Source organism: Cupriavidus sp. LA-1, from assembly GCF_055385985.1.
Genome location: NZ_AP031388.1, coordinates 372092 through 389388 on the forward strand (window position 1 = coordinate 372092; position 17297 = coordinate 389388).

Sequence of the window (17297 nt, forward strand, 5' to 3'; positions counted from 1 at the left end):
TGGCTGCCCATTGGCGATTTTTCGCCAATGGCGAACTCCTGTACAACAGATCACGGCTTAACTGCTGGCCGGCGGTTGCCGGAAGCGGCTCTTGTCGATACGCAGCGCGCGGATTTTCGATTCCAGCGTCGAGCGCGGAATGCCGAGCCGTGTCGCCGCCCCGGACGCTCCGTAGACCCGGCCGTCACAGGCACGCAGCGCGTCCTCGATGATCGCCTTCTCATGCGCGGCGAGCGCGCCGGACAGGGCGAGCCGGCTGTCGGCCGGTGGTCGTGTCGGTAGCCAGCAATCGTCGATCGTGAATTCTTCAGCGTCACACACAATCACAGACCGCTCGATAACGTTCTGCAGTTCGCGCACGTTTCCCGGCCAGGGGTAGGATTGCAGGCGATTCAGTGTCCGCTTGCTAATGCGCTTGAATGTTTTAGCCGCCTTGCGCGCGTAGTGCTCGATGAAATACTCCGCCAGCAGGGGAATATCCGGTATCCGTTCCCGCAACGGCGGCATCTCAACGGGGAAAACGTTCAGACGATAGAAGAGGTCCCGGCGGAAGCTTCCATCGGCCACGGCTTCGCCCAAGTCACGATTGGTGGCCGCGATAAGGCGAACATCGACGCGGATCGCCTCCGTTCCCCCAACTCGCTCAAACTCGCGTTCCTGCAGCACCCTCAGCAACGCGAGCTGCGTGTCGGGCATCAGTTCGCCGACCTCGTCCAGGAAGATCGTTCCGCCGTCGGCGAGTTCGAAGCGACCGAGTCGCCGGTGGGTGGCACCTGTGAAGGCCCCTTTCTCATGCCCGAACAGTTCCGAGGCAATCAGCTCGCGAGGAATCGCGGCGCAGTTGACAGCGACGAATGCCTTCGACGAGCGGCGCGAGCGCCGGTGTACCGCACGGGCGACGAGCTCCTTGCCGGTCCCGGTTTCGCCAGTGATCAGTACCGTCGAATCGCTGGCTGCCACCTTGGAAACTCGCGCAAGGACAGCCGTCAGCGCGGGCGATGTACCGACAATCTCTTCGAAGACGGAGGTTTTGTCGATCTCCTCGCGCAGCGCGACGTTTTCCTGCTGCAGCCTCTCCTCGGCCCGCTTGCGCTCCTCGATATCCGTACAGGCAACGTACCAGCGGAGCAGCCGTCCGCGCTCGTCGCAGACCGGGTTATAACGCGCCAGGAACCAGCGATAGCTGCCGTCGTTCTTGCGCAGGCGCAACTCCAGCTCAGGGACGGAACCGACCGACAAGCGGCCTGCAAACGCGATTAGCCGTTCGCGATCGTCAGGATGAACGTGAGAGCCAATGGTTGCGTGCAACCAGTCGTCCAGGCCGGTGCCGAGATAGGCGAGCGCCGTGCGGTTGGCGTAGAGGCGCTCGCCGTTCGGGCCCAGCACACCTACGTGTTGCGGCGCGAGATCGACAATCTGCCGGAGTTCCTCCTCGCTCTTGCGCAGCGCCTGTGTAAGTTGCTCTTGCTCCGTGACATCCATCCCGGTTCCGACGAACCCTCGGAAAGTCCCGCCGTCGGGCACCGGCGTACCGACGCAGCGGATATGACGAACGGCGCCGTCGGGCCGCACAATGCGCTTCGTGAAGTCGAAGCCGCGATGCTCTGCCAGCATCTTCTGCATTTCGTGCGCCACGAAGTCTCGATCATCGGGGTGCACCAGCGCCATATATTCCGCAGTACTCGGTGCCTTGCCGCGCGGCTCAAGTCCGTGGATCTGAAACAACCCGGCGGACCAGTACTCAAAGCCGCCTGCGTTGAATGCCCAGCTGCCGATATGCGCCAGGCGCTGACCTTGCGCCAGGTAGAACTCGGCACGCTGCCGTTCCTCAATATCGAGGTCGATGCCAATCCAGCCACGTAGCGTTCCATCGTTCGCCCGGCGAGGTTCAGCGCGGCTGAGGAACCAACGATATCCGCCTTCAGCGCTACGTATCCGAAAGGTCACTTCACCCGCGGCTCCCGATCTGATGCACTCTGACCAGACCTTGCGCGCTGCCTCGCGATCGTCCGGGTGGAGAAACGCGAGATAGGAGTCCCACCCCGCGCCCGTCTCGACGCCGAACCGAAGTGGATGATCCTTCGCGAGGCCCAGGTAATCCGCGCTTCGTTCATTCAGGAATGTGAGGGAAATGGACGGATCCGCGTACCAGATGTGCGCCGGAATCAGATTCAGCGTGAATTGCAGCGAATCCCTGGTGTAGTCATTCATGAGGCAGCCCTCGGCGAGAACCCTTGAAAGCGTTGACCGTTGTTCAGGCGTCCGTCATCCGGTACAGGGAGTCAGCGGCAATGACAGGAATCCCGCTTCCCGGTGACAGTGCGCTTGTTGTTCAGCATATATCGTCACTGGCGAGATTTCGCCAATCACTGGTTGGTGCCAAGCCTTGTCGTGCGACGCGCCCAAGGCGGTGGGCTTCCATGTTGAGGGAGCACCAGTGGAGGGATGGGCGGGATTCACAGTTATGCGCTGCAGAGCACAATGTCGCACCCCGGCCATCCCAAAACAGAGCGTTGCCGCCACGCGCGCGCAACGGTGGCGCGCAACCAGTGATTGCAAGCCGGGTTGGTCGATGGCAGACTTGCAACAAAGTTGCAAAGAGTGCCCGTGCGCATGGCGCCGGGGTACCTGTCTTCTTCTCATTCCATGCGACAACGCTGGCTTTCCGTCCTGCTCGTCCTGTTCCTGCTGTTCGGGCAGTCGGCGGCGGCCGTCCATGCGCTTGGACATTTGCAGGCCAGCCAGCAGGACGCCTCATGCGCGGTGCCCGCCGATCTCGAGCACTGCGGACCCGCGCACGACGTCTGTCCGAAATGCCTGGCGTTAGCAGCACTCGCGGTGGCTGTCCCCACCGTTGCCTGCCTGCTTCCAGCCGCGTGTTCACGTCGCTGGCATTTTCCCCTGGCCGTCAGCTACCGCGTCGCGCTGACGGTCACCCCTGCCGCCCGCAGCCGCGGGCCACCTCTGCCGATCGGAATGTTCCGCTAGTGCGCCGGTGTCGGGCCTGAGGCCTGCCGCCGCGTCATTCCTGACCCGCAGAGATCCATCATGCCCCGTTTCCCGCTACGAGCCGTCGCGGCCGGCGCCGCGTCGGCGTTCGCCGTTGCCGTACATGCCCAATCGGCGGAACCCAATCCAGTGGGCGCGCCGCAGTTTTCCCCGCGTCGTAGCTTTTACCTGGCTGTTTCCAAGCCATTTTGAATGCCCCCTGGCACAGCAACGTCGTCGCCAACGGCTGTGCCGTGGGCTTCATGGTCGGGCGACCTCACTAACTCAACGCCTTCCAGCGTCGGAGCCACACCAACTCCGGCGCCACTTGCCTGGCACGCTTCCCATGTTTGATCAACGATTCCTCAAGATCACCGCCGTAGTCCTGCTGCTCCATGCAGGGCTGCTATACGTCATCCAGAGCGGGCTGGCTCGCAAGATGACCGAGGCGGTCGTTGCCCCCGAGATCATCGCGCGAATCATTCCGATGGAGCCGCCGCAGCAACCCCCGGCGCCGGAACCTCCCAGGCCGCAACCGCAGACGCTGCCGAAGCGGGCCGAGGTGGTGACGCCGCGGCCGACCCCGCCCAAGCCGCAACCGACCCCGACGCCAGTGGCCTCGCTGCCCCCGACGCCGAACGCGGTCGAGGCGCCGCCCGCACCGCCGGCACTGTCGACGCCTCCGGCGCCCGCACCGGAGCCGACGGCTCCGCCCGCGCCGGCAAGCACGGCGCCACGCGCCGTCGGCATCGGCGAGATCGCCTGTTCGCCACCGCAGGTCACCTATCCCTCGCAGTCGCGCCGCATGGGCGAAACCGGCAAAACCGTGGTGCGCCTGACAACCGATGAGACCGGTCGCGTGGTCAGGACTGCCGTGGTGACCTCGAGCGGTTCGACGCGCCTTGATACGGCGGCGGTCAACGCCGTGCAGGCCATGCGTTGCAAACCCTATCTGGAGAACGGCCGCGCCGTGGCGGCAACCGCCCAGCAGCCGATCAGCTTCGAACTGGACTGATCATGCGGAATTCTTCCGAAGCTTCCTAACACTTACCCTTTCAGGAGCCACCATGCAGGACCTTGGACTCTCCCACCTCTGGACGCAAGGCGATCTTGTCATGCGCGCGACCGCCATCATCCTGCTGATCATGTCGCTGCTGTCCTGGATCGTGATTCTCAACAAGGCCTGGGACCTGATTCGCCTCAGGAAGATGGCACATGGCGCGGAAAAACGCTTCTGGCACGCGGACGACTTCGATCATGCGCTCGACACGCTCGGCGCCAACGATGCCAACCCGTTTCGCGCGCTGGCCACCACCGGCCGCGAAGCCGCGCAACACCATCGCGCAAGCCAGCCGCAGTTGCACGATGCCCTCGACATGTCCGACTGGCTGACCCGCTCGCTCAAGAACGCGATCGACGAGGCGGTCGGGCGCATGCAATCGGGCCTGGCCGTGCTGGCGTCGGTCGGTTCGACGGCACCGTTCGTTGGCCTGTTCGGTACGGTATGGGGCATCTATCACGCCCTGATCGGCATTGGCGCCTCGGGCGTCCCGACGATCGACAAGGTAGCCGGCCCGGTGGGAGAAGCGCTGATCATGACCGCCTTCGGCCTGGCCGTGGCAATCCCGGCCGTGCTCGGCTACAACGCGCTGAGCCGCGGCAACAAGGGCGTCATCGGCAAGCTCAACCGCTTTGCACATGACCTGCACACCTATTTCGTGTCCGGTGCACGCGTGCGCCCGACCACCGGGGCCACCCGCGCAGACGACGCATCGATACTTCTGGCCGCCAGGAACTGAGCGTCGCCAGCTGACGCAGGAAGGAGAACATCATGGCATTTGGCAACACCGACGCAGACGATGACGAGGTGATGAGCCAGATCAACATGACGCCGCTGGTCGACGTCATGCTGGTGCTGCTGATCATCTTCATCATCACGATTCCCGTGATCAACCAGGCGGTAAAGGTCGACCTCCCGCGTGCGACCAGCCAGCCAAACGAAAGCAAGCCGCAGAACATCAACGTATCGATCGATGCACTGGGCAAGGTGTACTGGAACCAGCAGGAGGTCGACCTGGCAACGCTGGACCAGCGCATCGCACAGGCAGCGCAACAGCAACCGCAGCCTGAGTTGCACCTGCGCGCAGATCGCGCCGTGCGCTACGAGCGCGTGGCCCAGGTGATGGCCGCCGCGCAGCACGGCGGGCTCGGCAAGATCGGTTTCATCACCGAACCGAAGCACTAAAGCCGATGTTGTGACAACTGGCACTTGATGTGCCGGCGTTTTGCCGGCCCACTCCCATCTGACCGGGCAAGGCACTTGCGCAAGAAGTGCCTGAGCACCCGTCATCGTTGTATCCGAGGATCCCAGGCGCAGCCGCAAACACCGCGTCTCCGTCCTGGTGGCGCCCGGCGTGCTACGAGCGTCGCCCTGGCATTTCCGGCGGTCTGCCGGATTCGGGAATAACTGAGCGCCACCGATAGTCTTGCAAGGGAAGAATCGGCCCCCGCGAGGAATGCCAGGGCGTATGCGGTTCGTTATCGGCGTTGCCGCGAATTGCCGATGCAGCACGCCATTCCGAAGCAGTCCAGAATGGCGCCCAGGAAGTTCTCTCCACGTTGAATATCAAGGTGACGGAAAGTGCAACCCATTCTGCGTCGCTTGCAGCTCGGATCTGGCGTGGTGCTGCTGACCTACCTCTTTCTCCACCTGGCCAATCATGCGCTGGGGATATGGTCGCTGGATCTTGCCGGGCGCGGTCTCACGTTGGCTCTGCGGCTCTGGCATAGCGTGCCGGGAACGATCCTGCTATACGGTTCGGCCTCCCTGCATTTTGCACTGGCCCTGCGCACGGTCTACGGGCGCCAGCACTGGGCGCTGCCGGCCACTGAATGGATCCGCCTTTGGGCGGGACTCAGCCTTCCTTTGCTGCTGATCCGCCATGCGGTAGCAACCCGACTCGCCGCTTCCCTCTATGGCTTTGAGCCGAACTATGAGCGGATCGTGATATCGCTCATCACGAGCGGCACGCAAGGTATGCAAGTCGCGTTGCTCGCTCCGGGCTGGGTACACGGTTGCCTGGGCCTGTGGATCCGCTTGCGCCACTATGCGATTGTGCGCCGCGCGATGCCTGCCATGCTCGCCCTGCTCGTTTTCCTGCCACTGCTGTCGGCGGCCGGCCTTGTTCGGATGACCCGGGCGGTCATGGCGAGGAGTGCCGTCCTCCCGGCACCCGATCCGAAACTGGTTGCGGATCAGCCCGCTCTCGACGCGTGGCATCACAATCTTGTGGCCCTCTACCTGCTGCTGATCACCAGCGCGTTCGTGGCCGGGCAGTTGCGCAATTGGCTCCGCCGTCGAAAATCGCGCAACAGCTCGCTCAATGCCTGATCTCTTCTGCCCGGCGCCTGCCAGCCAAGTGCCCTGTGCGGGCGCCGGGGCGGGTGGAAGCGGAGATCCAGTTAGTCGTCGCAGCCGCATGACGTCCACTGCGCATCGCCCCCCTATTCACCGCCGAAACCACAACATCAACAGCCCACACGCCACCGCCAGCAGCAGCACCGAGGCCCCGGCAAACAACGCCCCCACCTCGGTCTCCTTGCGCTCGAGCGCAAAGCGGGCGCTGAGCCGCCGATACACCTGGGTCAGGTCGGCAGCCGAGCCGGCCTGGAAATACTCGCCGCCCGTGATCGTCGCGACCGCGCGCAAGGCGGGCTCATCGAGCTGCATGAAGAATGACAGGCTCGACTCCAGCGCAGCGGATCCCTGGGGCGAACCGAAACCTACGGTGTAGACGCGCACGCCACGCTGGGCGGCCATGCGCGCGGCATCAACGGGGTCCGGGCCGGTGGTGCGGCGGCCATCGCTGAGCAGGATGACCGCGCCGTGCCGATACGAGCCGGGTTGCGCCGCCGGTTGCTCCTGTTCGCGCTTCTTGCGGGCGGCGTCGGCCGCGGCTGCCTCGTCAAGCGATGTGCCGCGCCCGGATCGGTCCGACGCGCTGCCGAACAGGATCACCTCCAGATCGATCCCGGCGTCGGGAAACAGCACGGCCAGTGCCTGGAACAGTCCGCTGCCGGTCGCCGTGCCGCGCTGGAGCTGGAAGCGTTCGATCGCGTCGAGCATGTCCTGCCGGTTGTCGGTGGGCGGCAGCACCACGGCCGCCGTGCCGGCGAAGGACACGATGCCCAGGCGCACGCTGGCCGGCAGCCCCACGATCAGGTCGCGGGCGGCCTGCTGGGCGGCGCTGATGCGGGTCGGGGCCACGTCGGTGGCCTCCATGCTGCGGGACACGTCCATGGCCAGCACCAGGGTGACGGTGTCGGCCGGCAGGGTGATGGTTGCGCTGGGGCGGGCGCACGCCAGCAGGGCCGCTGCCAGCGCAAGCAGGAACAGCATGGGCGGGATGTGGCGCCGCAGCCGTTGGCGCGGGCCCAGGGCGGCGCGGGGCAATGCAAGGCTTGCATAAAGCACCGCACCCTTCTTGCGCCGCGCGATCAGGTACAGGTAAGCGGCTGCCAGCACCGGGAGCACAAGCAGCAGCCAGAGCATTTGCGGCCAGAGAAACTGCATCCCCTGCTCCTTGGCGCGTGGGTAAGGGGATGGTACTGTATTTTCCAGGGCGGGACGGGACCTCGGGGGCTGCGATGAAACGGGCGACGATCTACGGATGGGTCTCGGCAGCCGTCGCGGTGATTGTCACGGTAGCGGTGGGTTCCGCCTGGCTGCTGCAGCCCAGGCAGCGCATGCTCACGCAACGCGACATCGACTCGGCGGTGCTGCACACGCTGGAGAGCAAGAGCCTGCCATCGCGCACGGCCAGGGCGGCAGAAGCGGTACGCGAATCGGTGGTGGAGATCCGCAGTTTTCCGTCAGCCGGGAAAGTGCCGGAGGCGGCACCCTCCCCCAAGGCCACGCGGGATGTCCCTGCCACGCCACCTGAATCGTCCGCGCCGTCCCCGTCCGCACCGCGCGACGAGCTCGCCTCAGGCGAGCGCCCTGAAGGCAAGTCAGAACCCCTGCATATCGGATCGGGCGTAGTCGTGACCGAGCGCGGCGTCATCCTCACCAGCTACCATGTCATCGCCGGCGCCCGGCGCGTGGAACTTACCTTCCACGACGGGCAGACGTCCGAGGCCTCGGTGCTGCAGGCGATCCCCGAGAAGGACCTCGCCGTCCTCCAGGCCAGGTCCATTCCCGACGACCTGCCCGCGGCGACGCTCGGTTCCAGCCGGGATCTCGCGCCGGGTACCGAAGTCATCGCGGTCGGCTTCCCGTTCGGGATCGGCCCGTCGGTGTCCGCCGGCGTGGTGTCCGGACTCGACCGCGAGTTCGTTTCGCCAGACAACAAGCTCCGCCTGGACAAGCTCATCCAGTTCGACGCCGCCGTCAATCCTGGCAACTCGGGCGGGCCGCTGGTGAACCTGGACGGCGAGGTGGTGGGAATCGTCACCGCCATCCTCAACCCCGGCAACGCCGGCACCTTCATCGGCATTGGCTTTGCCACCACGATCGAAAACGCCGGCATCGCCATCGGATCTTCTCCTTTCTAGACGCGGGGGCCTATGAACGACCAAGCCCGGGGCGCTGTCGACAGCGCCGACCTGATGGAACGCCTGCTGTATGAGGTGAAGCGCGTGGTGGTGGGGCAGGACCACTTTCTCGAACGGGTGCTGGTGGCCATCCTTGCCGGAGGCCACCTGCTGGTGGAAGGCGTGCCAGGGCTGGCCAAGACCCTGACCGTCAACACGCTGGCCAGGACCATGAGCGGCTCCTTCAAGCGCATCCAGTTCACGCCGGACCTGCTGCCGGCCGACCTGATCGGCACCCGCATGTACAACCAGGGCACGGGCGAGTTCTCCACCGTGCGCGGGCCAGTCTTCGCCAACCTGCTGCTGGCCGACGAGATCAACCGTGCGCCGGCCAAGGTGCAGAGCGCCCTGCTGGAAGTCATGCAGGAGAAGCAGGTCACCATCGCCGGCGAAACCCATCGGGTGCCCGCGCCCTTCCTCGTCATGGCCACGCAGAACCCGATCGAAACCGAAGGCACCTACCCCTTGCCCGAGGCGCAGGTCGACCGCTTCATGATGAAGGTACTGGTGGGATATCCCAGCGAGGAGGAAGAAGTCGTCATCGTCAACCGCGTCACCGGCCCGCGCATCAGCGTGAGCCCGATCGCCACGCCCGAGCACCTGACAAGCCTGCAGGAGGAATGTCGCAAGGTCTACGTGGATCCGAGCCTGGTGCAGTATGCGGTGCGCGTGGTGGCGGCCACCCGCAAACCGGGAGCCCACGACCTGGCCGACCTGGATCGCTACATAGCCTTCGGCGCCAGCCCGCGCGCCACCATCGGCCTGATCGAGGGCGCACGCGCCCTGGCCTTCCTGCGCAGCCGGGACTATGCCCTGCCCGAAGACGTGACCGACCTCGTCCCCGATGTATTGCGCCACCGCCTGTCGCTCTCTTACGAGGCCATGTCCGATGGCGTGACCGCCGACCAGCTCATCACCCGCATCACGCAGGCCCTGCCGGCCCCCGAGCGGCCGCTGGAATCCCATGTTCGGGCGGCTGCGGACTAGGCGCGGGCGCGGCCCGGACGGCGCCGCACCCGCCGGTGCGCCTGCGAGCGTCGGCGCAAGCCAGGCCGATGCCTTGCTGCGCCGGCTGGAATGGACCGTGGTCCGCCGCCTCGACGGCCTGCTGCAGGGCGACTACCGCACGCTGTTCCGCGGCTTCGGGCTGGACCTTGCCGACCTGCGCGAATACCACCCTGGCGACGACGTGCGGCATATCGACTGGAACGTGACCGCGCGGCTGCAGACGCCCCACGTGCGTGAGTACCAGGAAGACCGCGACATCTCGGTCTGGTTCCTGCTGGACCTGAGCGGATCGATCGACTTCGGCTCCGGCAGCGTGCGCAAGCGCGACCTGCTGAGCGACTTCACCACCGTCATGGCCCTGCTGCTGACGCGCTACGGCAACCGCGTCGGCGCCGTGCTCTACGGCGGGGCAACAGACGTGGCGGCGTCGGTGGTGCCGGCGCGCTCGGGGCGTCGCCAGCTGCTGCACCTGCTCCACCGCATGCAGGCCACGCCCGCCGCATCCCCCGGCGACACACGCTTGCGCGACCTGCTGGAACGCGCGCGGGCTGTCGCGAAGCGGCGCTCGGTGATGTTCGTGGTCTCGGACTTCATCAGCGCCCCGGGCTGGCAGGCATCGCTCGGCATGCTGGCCCGGCGTCATGAAGTCGTCGCGGTACGGCTGGTCGATCCCCTGGAGACGGCCTTGCCCGACCTGGGACTGGTCGTGCTGCAGGATGCCGAATCCGGCGAGCAGATGTTTGTCGACACGCACGACCCGGCCTTCCGGAAGCGCTTTGCCGCCGCCGCCCAAGCGCGCGAGGCCGAGCTGCGCCTGGCCTTCGCGCGGGCCGGCGTGGAGTGCCTGACGCTGTCGACCTACGCCCGCCTGGACCTGGCGCTGCTGCACTTTGCCCGCGAGCGCCGCCGCCGGCAGGGAGCACCCAGGGAGGCAAACGTGGCGGGCGTCGCAAAGGGGGCGGCATGACCGATGCGGTGAGCCGGCTGCCCGTCTTCAGCTTCCTGTGGCCCGGCATGCTGTGGCTGTTCGCCTTCGTCCTGGTACTGGTTGCCGCTTATGTCTGGCTGGACCGGCGCCGCCGGCGCGCGCCTGTGCACTACCCCGCCCTGAAGACCGCCGGCCTTGCTATCCGTGGCGGCGCGCCCTGGCGCCGCCACGTGGCACCCGCGCTGACCCTGCTGGCGCTGAGCGCATTGACCGTCGCCATCGCCCGTCCCCAGGCCGTGATGATGCTGCCCTCGCGCATCGAGACCGTGATCCTGGTCCTGGACCTGTCCGGCAGCATGCGGGCGCAGGACGTCAAACCCAGCCGGCTGCGCGCCGCCCAGCAGGCAGCCAAAGTCCTGCTGGACGCCCAGCCAGCCGGGGTCAGTGTCGGGGTGGTCGCGGTGGCCGGCACCGCCGCCGTGGCGCAGGCCCCCAGCCGCGCCAAGGAGGCCGTGGCCACGGCCATCGACCATCTGCAGCCGCAAGGCGGCACCGCCCTGGGCAACGGCCTGCTCATCGCGCTCACGACGCTGCTGCCGCAGGCGAGCGCCGACGCCGAGCGCCTCATGAATGACGACATCGCGCCGTCCAGGCAATCACGGCCGTCCGGCAACGCGCCTGGCGGGCTGGCTTCTCCCGACGATGCCGACGCCGTGGCACCCGGCTCCTATTCTTCCGGTGCCATCGTCTTGTTCTCCGACGGTGAAAGCAACGCCGGCCCCGCCGCGATCGAGGCGGCAGAACTTGCCGCCGCGCACGGCGTGCGCATCTACACCGTGGGCGTCGGCACGACCGACGGCGTGGTGCTGTCGGCCGACGGCTGGTCCGCCCGCGTCAGGCTGGACGAAAAAGTCCTGAAGCAAGTCGCCGAGGCAACCGGGGCCGAATACTTCCGTCTCGAGGATGCCGCCGAGCTGAAGAAGGTGTACCGGGCGCTCAACGCCAGGCTGGCGTTCGACAAGCGCAGCCAGGTCGAGATCACCGCGCTCTTCGCCGCGCTGGGCGCGCTGCTGGCGGCCTGTGCGGGGCTGCTGTCGCTGTGGTGGTTCGGGCGGGTGATGTAGGGAAAACGCCGCCGGAAAGGGCAAATGCCAGCGCCAAGGGCTGCGCGGTGGTGATGGCGTGCCGGCTACGGCCGCTCAGCGGGCATGCCTGGGCGTGACGGAAATGGCAAGGGCTTCGGTGTAAACGGCCTGCACCTGCTCACCGGCGCGAACCGCCTTCAGTTGCTTCGGATCCTCGACATGCACGTCAACCATCCTGCCCCTGGGCCCCTTGAGCGTCACCATGCCGGTCTTGGCATTGATCGCCACCACATCGGCAGTCACCGTCACCTCGCGCCCGACCATGCCGCCCGGCTTGCCGCCAGGTGCGGCCCGCTCCGCGATCTCGCGTTCGCTGCTGGAGCGCATGCCGCTCTGCCTGGTCAGGCTCACCGACAAGGCCTGCGTGTACTCGACGGCGACCCTGTCGCCCACGCGGAGATGTTCGAAATTGCGCACGTCCTCGCCGACCTGTATGTCGGTGACCCTGCCATGCTTGGTCTTGAGCGAAACGGTGCGCGTGGCGGCATCGATGGCCACCACCGTAGCGGTGGCCTTGACCGTGCCGGTGGTCTTGGACGCGCCCATGCCCGACACGACATCCACGCGGGTTTCGGGTTGTGCCATCACCGCACAGGCCGCGGCCGCGAGCGCGGCCGCCACGATCAGCTTGCCGGGATTCATGTGGTTCTCCTTGGCTCCCATCTTGCCGCATACCGTCGTTCGGCGGCGCCGGCATGACGCCGGTGCTCTTGCCGAAATGGCATGTTAACCATAGCAGAGGAAAGGGATTCCGTTGGCGCGGCGGACTGGCTTCGAGCCAGGCAGGCTACTATGCCATCCACCCCTTGATTGCCTCACCCATTAGCCTCAACGCAGGCCACGCACCGCCGCTTCGAACCTCGGGTCCAGCACGGCGCCGACATTGAACCGCGACCACGGCGACCTGGCTTCGGAATTCACGCGGAAAACGCGGCCCGGCGCGATGACCACCTTCCGCTGCAGAAGCTGCTCGGCCAGGACCAGCGAGTCATCGGCACCCGGCAACGCGCCCCACAGGTACAGGCTCTGTTCCGTCCTGGCGAGTACGCCGATCTCCAGCCTCTCGAAGAGCGCCAGCGCCTTCGTCGTGGCTTCGGCCAGGCGCGACCGCAGCCTGGTTACGTAGCGCTGATAGTGGCCTTCGCTGAGAATCACATCGACGGTCCGCTCGCAATACTCTGAACTGCTGACATGGATCAGTGCCTTCAGGTCGGCGATATCGCTTGCCAGGTCGGCGCCGCACGCTATGAAGCCTACGCGCAGGGCGGCGGAGAAGGACTTCGAGAAGCTGCCGATATAGATGGTGCGCTCAAGCTGGTCCAGCGCCGACAGCCGGGGCAGTGTCGTCGGCTTGAAGTCCGCGAGCGCGTCGTTCTCGACCAGCAACAGGTTGAACCGCTCCGCGAGCTGCAACACCCGGTACGCCTTGGCCGCCGAGAGATCCGAGCCGGTCGGATTGTGGGCCACGGACTGCGTGAAGAACAAGCGCGGCCGGTGCTGGACAAGTAGCTGCTCCAGGACCTCCACATCCGGCCCGTCGGCCAGGCGCGGCACGCCAACGATGGTGGCGCCGGCCAGCTTGAGCTTGCCGAACAACGGGTAGTAGCCAGGATCATCGACAAGAACCGTGGCCCCGGCCGGGACAAAATAGCGGATGACCAGGTCGAGCGCATCGTTGGCGCCATGGGTCAGGACGATCTGCCGGGGATCGGCGCCAATACCGACGTCGCCCAGCTTGCGCACAAGATGGTCACGCAAAGGCCCGTATCCGAATCGATTGCCATAACGGAACAATGCACCCAGACCAGTGCGCACCACCTTGTGGTGATATTTGTCCAGCCGCGCTTCCGACAGCCATTCAACCGGCGGGAACCCATCCCCCACGGTTAGCACATCGGGCCTGCTTTTCAGTTGCTCGCGCATCAGCCAGACGATGTCCATCGCCCGCCGCAGCGAGCCGGCGTCCTCGTCGGCCTGGGCCTTCACAGGCCGCTCGAGCACGAAATAGCCGGCGCCGCGCCGGGGCTCTACCAGGCCGCGGCTGACCAGCAACTCGAACGCGGCCACGATCGTGTTCTTGCTGTAGCCGTGCAGCAAGGCCAGTTCGCGCAGCGACGGCAGCTTGTCGCCGGCGCGGTAAGCACCTTCGACGATCTGTCGTTCCAGGGTGTTCGCCAGCGTGGCGGCAAGCGTGGGGGATTTGGTGTTCATCGCAGGGGTTATGGTCGGGCGGCGCTTCGCGCCGGCAGGTTTCACCCAAACTGTCCTGCCAAACTGTACCTTTTTCCAAGGGTACAGTCAGCCTAAAGTGTCACCATTCCATACCTCCAAGGAAGGAAACATCCAATGGCTACCGATTCCAGGCTGCCCAATTTCCGTGCCATGACACCGGCCCAGCGCCTCGAATATGTCGCGGGCGCAACCTCGCTGACCCCCGAAGACATCCGCCTGCTCGCCGAACCCGGCGCGCTTGGCGCAGCCCGGGCCGACGGCATGATCGAGAACGTAGTGGGCACCTTCGAGCTGCCGTTCGGCATTGCCGGCTACTTCCAGGTCAATGGCCGCGACGTGCTGGTGCCGATGGTGGTGGAAGAGCCGTCGGTGGTGGCGGCAGCCTCATACATGGCAAAGCTTGCGCGCGAGTGCGGGGGCTTCGAGACCTCCAGCACCGGGCCGCTCATGCGGGCACAGGTGCAGGTATTGGGCATGTCCGATCCCTACGGCGCCCGGCAGGCCCTGCTGCGGCGTCGGGAAGAGATCCTCGGCGTGGCGAACAGCCGCGACCAGGTGCTGATCGGCCTGGGCGGCGGCTGCAAGGACATCGAGGTCCACGTCTTTGCCGACACGCCAAGGGGTCCGATGATCGTGCTGCATCTGATCGTCGACGTGCGCGACGCGATGGGGGCCAACACGGTAAACACCATGGCAGAAGCGGTTTCGCCGCTGGTGGAGCAGATCACCGGCGGCACAGTGCGCCTGCGTATCCTGTCCAATCTCGCCGACCTGCGCCTGGCACGGGCACGGGTACGCCTGACCGAGGCGGTGCTGGCAACGCGCGAACGCAGCGGCGCCGAGATCATCGAGGGCATCATCGATGCGTACACCTTCGCCGCCATCGATCCCTACCGGGCGGCCACCCACAACAAGGGGATCATGAACGGCATCGACCCGGTCATCGTGGCCACGGGCAACGACTGGCGTGCCGTCGAGGCGGGCGCCCATGCCTACGCCTGCCGCAGCGGGCGCTACTCATCGCTGACGCACTGGGAAAAGGACACCAGCGGCGCCCTGGTCGGCACCATCGAAATGCCGATGCCGGTGGGACTGGTGGGCGGTGCCACCAGGACCCACCCGCTCGCCCGCCTGGCGCTGAAGATGCTTGACGTGAATTCCGCCCAGCAACTCGGCGAGATCGCGGCGGCCGTGGGGCTGGCACAGAACCTTGGCGCACTGCGCGCCCTGGCGACCGAAGGGATCCAGCGCGGCCATATGGCGCTGCATGCGCGCAACATCGCGCTGGTGGCGGGCGCCGTCGGCGAAGAGGTCGATCGCGTGGCCAGGCACATGGCCGAGGAGAAGGACGTGCGCACCGATCGTGCCGTAGCGCTGCTGGCTGAACTCAGGGGCAAATAGGCACTGCATTCAGCACACAACAAAGAGCCGCTGACGCGCCAGCGCGCGCCAATGCCGGCCACTTTCCGGAGACAAGCCAATGAAATCCAATGAAGCGCGACCCGCGTCGCGCCTGGTCGAAGTCTGGGGCGACACCGCGGATACCGGCCACCTTGCCTGGTCCATCCTGATTGGCGCCAGCGTCAGCATCGTGGGCTTCCTGGCGGCGAGCCGCATCCTGACCGGGCTGGTCGCGACGCCGGAGCTGGCGCGCGCCTACGCCATGCTGGCCGGCCTTGCCGGCTGCCTGCTTGCCGGTGTCATCTGCGCAGTCCTGTTCCGGCCAAAGCGGGAAGTCACCGAAGACGCCGCCGGGGACCCGGGCTGGCGCGAGGAAGTCCTCGACAAGCTCGCCGCGGAATCCGGCGGCCTCGGGTCGGTCGCCGACCTTCCCGCCGCCGCCATACGCGAGATGCAGGAGCTGCAGCTGTTCGAACTCTTCGCCTCGCGCGAACGCCATTGTCCGATGATCGTGCCGACCGGCAACGCCCCCTCCCCGACTTCACCGGCCCAGCCGCAATCCACGGCGATGTGAACGTCTGCCCAACGACATCGGAGACACATCATGCTTGAATCCGCAATCCTGAACCACGTCCTCGTTGCCGCGGGCATGGGCCTGGCGGGCGCCGTCATTTTCGCCGCAATCGGCCTGATCTCGGGCACCGACGAAACCACCACGCTCGCCCCGCTCACCCTGCTCGTCGTGTTGCTCGGCGTGCCGCCCGAGGGGGTCTTCACCTTCTTCCTGGCCGGCGCCGTCGCCAAGCACATGACCCACGCGATTCCGACCGCTCTGCTGGGCATTCCCGGCGACACCATGGCGACGCCCTTGCTGCAGGATGCCAACCACCTGCGCAACCTTGGCGTGCCCCATATCGCCCTGCGCAAGATGATCTCGGGCGCCATCATCGCGGCCTTTGTCGCGGTGCCGCTCGCCGTGCTGTTTGCGGTGCTGCTCGCCCCGTTCGGCGCCGCGATCACCAAGGCCGCACCGTGGATCTTTGTCGCGGCCGCCGTGATCATCGCCTACAGCTCCGCCGGGCGCTGGGCCTCGATCGCCACGCTGGTGCCGTTCGTCGTCGTCATCGTCGCGCTGCAGACGTTCACGGTGAAGTTCGGCGTGAAGCTCAGCATCAGCTACTTCCTGGGCATTGCCATCGGCCCGCTGATTGCCGATCTGTTCTCGGTCATCTCCCCTGCGGACCGCGCGCGCATGCGCCGCGACAAGGTGCGCACGTTCACGCTCGCACCCGATGTGAAAGGCTGGTCGGGCTACTTCCCGAACCCGTTCCGGGTACTCGACCGCGACCAGACCAGGTGGACGGTAGCGACCGCCGCCGTGTCCAGTGCCACCTTCGTGTTCAGTCCCGTGGCCATGACCGTGGTGCTCGGTGAAATCGTCGGCGCGCGCGTCAGGCATGCCTATCATCGCCTGACCACCGTGCTCAGTGCGCGCAACGGCGTGACCGAAGCGACCTATATTGCCGAGGCGCTGATTCCCCTGATCGCCTTCGGCTTGCCGCTGAGCCCCGTCGCGGCCGGCCCTGCCGCGCCGCTGTTCCATGCGCCGCCGGTATTCAGCGTGGACGCCGCCTCGGGCCAGACGCATAACCTGCACAACCTGCTGAACCACTGGGAATTCCTGGGCTATGGGCTGCTTGCCGTGCTGCTTGCCGCGCTGGTGTCCTACCCGTTCGCCATGAACTATGCGCGCCGCGCGGCATGGTTCGTGTCGCGCAAGATTTCGCACGAAGCCATTATCGCCACCTTCGTCGGCCTAATCCTGGTGATCAGCGTCTGGGAGGGCCAGCTTCTTGGCCTGCTGGTCATCCTGACGATGGGGCTGTTGGGCGGCCTGCTGTCCAGGACAATCGGGTTCAACACCGGCGTGCAGTTCATGGGCTACTACACGGCGGTGCTGACGGTACCGGCGTTGGTAAAGCTGGTTGGCTGATGCGACGGCT

The 17297-nt window shown here is 66.2% G+C and carries 16 protein-coding genes; 12 read left to right on the forward strand and 4 right to left on the reverse strand.

Going from position 1 to position 17297, the window contains the following annotated elements; translation table 11 throughout:
- Positions 1–57: 57 nt before the first annotated feature.
- Positions 58–2211, reverse strand: a complete 2154-nt coding sequence (locus ACZ5MJ_RS20755; RefSeq protein ID WP_464225509.1) for a sigma 54-interacting transcriptional regulator — start codon at positions 2209–2211, stop codon at positions 58–60.
- Positions 2212–2613: 402 nt separating this feature from the next.
- On the opposite strand from ACZ5MJ_RS20755, the gene ACZ5MJ_RS20760 reads away from it, so the two are divergent.
- The 5 genes from ACZ5MJ_RS20760 (at position 2614) to ACZ5MJ_RS20780 (ending at position 6379) form a co-directional block, all read left to right on the forward strand.
- On the forward strand, positions 2614–2988 hold the full coding sequence (locus ACZ5MJ_RS20760) for a hypothetical protein (protein WP_464226563.1): 375 nt from the start codon (positions 2614–2616) through the stop codon (positions 2986–2988).
- Positions 2989–3334: 346 nt separating this feature from the next.
- Positions 3335–4003: an energy transducer TonB gene (locus tag ACZ5MJ_RS20765; protein WP_464225510.1), complete on the forward strand. Its 669-nt coding sequence runs from the start codon at positions 3335–3337 to the stop codon at positions 4001–4003.
- A gap of 52 nt (positions 4004–4055) precedes the next feature.
- Entirely contained in the window at positions 4056–4787 is a 732-nt protein-coding gene (locus tag ACZ5MJ_RS20770) for a MotA/TolQ/ExbB proton channel family protein (protein WP_464225511.1), read from the forward strand.
- 32 nt (positions 4788–4819) lie between these two features.
- Positions 4820–5233, forward strand: a complete 414-nt coding sequence (locus tag ACZ5MJ_RS20775) for an ExbD/TolR family protein (RefSeq protein WP_464225512.1) — start codon at positions 4820–4822, stop codon at positions 5231–5233.
- A gap of 396 nt (positions 5234–5629) precedes the next feature.
- On the forward strand, positions 5630–6379 hold the full coding sequence (locus tag ACZ5MJ_RS20780) for a hypothetical protein (RefSeq protein WP_464225513.1): 750 nt from the start codon (positions 5630–5632) through the stop codon (positions 6377–6379).
- A 117-nt stretch (positions 6380–6496) separates the two neighbouring features.
- Here ACZ5MJ_RS20780 and ACZ5MJ_RS20785 read toward each other — a convergent pair whose 3' ends face one another.
- Positions 6497–7561 (reverse strand): VWA domain-containing protein, encoded by a 1065-nt coding sequence (locus tag ACZ5MJ_RS20785; RefSeq protein WP_464225514.1) that lies wholly within the window; start codon positions 7559–7561, stop codon positions 6497–6499.
- Positions 7562–7635: 74 nt separating this feature from the next.
- Between ACZ5MJ_RS20785 and ACZ5MJ_RS20790 the strand changes: the two genes are divergently transcribed.
- From ACZ5MJ_RS20790 to ACZ5MJ_RS20805, 4 genes are read left to right on the forward strand one after another with little or no spacing between them, the layout of a single operon-like run.
- A complete protein-coding gene (locus ACZ5MJ_RS20790; protein WP_464225515.1) occupies positions 7636–8541 on the forward strand; it encodes a S1C family serine protease in 906 nt (301 codons plus the stop codon).
- A gap of 12 nt (positions 8542–8553) precedes the next feature.
- On the forward strand, positions 8554–9567 hold the full coding sequence (locus tag ACZ5MJ_RS20795; protein WP_464225516.1) for an AAA family ATPase: 1014 nt from the start codon (positions 8554–8556) through the stop codon (positions 9565–9567).
- Positions 9545–10555, forward strand: a complete 1011-nt coding sequence (locus ACZ5MJ_RS20800) for a DUF58 domain-containing protein (protein ID WP_464225517.1) — start codon at positions 9545–9547, stop codon at positions 10553–10555. The genes ACZ5MJ_RS20795 and ACZ5MJ_RS20800 overlap by 23 nt, the downstream gene beginning before the upstream one ends.
- A complete protein-coding gene (locus tag ACZ5MJ_RS20805) occupies positions 10552–11640 on the forward strand; it encodes a VWA domain-containing protein (RefSeq protein WP_464225518.1) in 1089 nt (362 codons plus the stop codon). Before ACZ5MJ_RS20800 ends, ACZ5MJ_RS20805 begins: the two co-directional genes overlap by 4 nt.
- A 75-nt stretch (positions 11641–11715) precedes the next feature.
- Here ACZ5MJ_RS20805 and ACZ5MJ_RS20810 read toward each other — a convergent pair whose 3' ends face one another.
- Entirely contained in the window at positions 11716–12303 is a 588-nt protein-coding gene (locus ACZ5MJ_RS20810; RefSeq protein ID WP_464225519.1) for a hypothetical protein, read from the reverse strand.
- A 186-nt stretch (positions 12304–12489) separates the two neighbouring features.
- On the reverse strand, positions 12490–13872 hold the full coding sequence (locus tag ACZ5MJ_RS20815) for an aminotransferase-like domain-containing protein (protein ID WP_464225520.1): 1383 nt from the start codon (positions 13870–13872) through the stop codon (positions 12490–12492).
- A gap of 135 nt (positions 13873–14007) precedes the next feature.
- On the opposite strand from ACZ5MJ_RS20815, the gene ACZ5MJ_RS20820 reads away from it, so the two are divergent.
- The 3 genes from ACZ5MJ_RS20820 to ACZ5MJ_RS20830 all read left to right on the forward strand — a co-directional run bounded on the left by ACZ5MJ_RS20820 (position 14008) and on the right by ACZ5MJ_RS20830 (position 17287).
- Positions 14008–15294, forward strand: coding sequence for a hydroxymethylglutaryl-CoA reductase, degradative (locus ACZ5MJ_RS20820; RefSeq protein ID WP_464225521.1), 1287 nt, complete (start codon positions 14008–14010; stop codon positions 15292–15294).
- Between the two features lie 79 nt (positions 15295–15373).
- Positions 15374–15868, forward strand: coding sequence for a hypothetical protein (locus ACZ5MJ_RS20825; RefSeq protein WP_464225522.1), 495 nt, complete (start codon positions 15374–15376; stop codon positions 15866–15868).
- 30 nt (positions 15869–15898) lie between these two features.
- Positions 15899–17287: a tripartite tricarboxylate transporter permease gene (locus tag ACZ5MJ_RS20830; RefSeq protein ID WP_464225523.1), complete on the forward strand. Its 1389-nt coding sequence runs from the start codon at positions 15899–15901 to the stop codon at positions 17285–17287.
- The last annotated feature ends 10 nt before the right edge of the window (positions 17288–17297 follow it).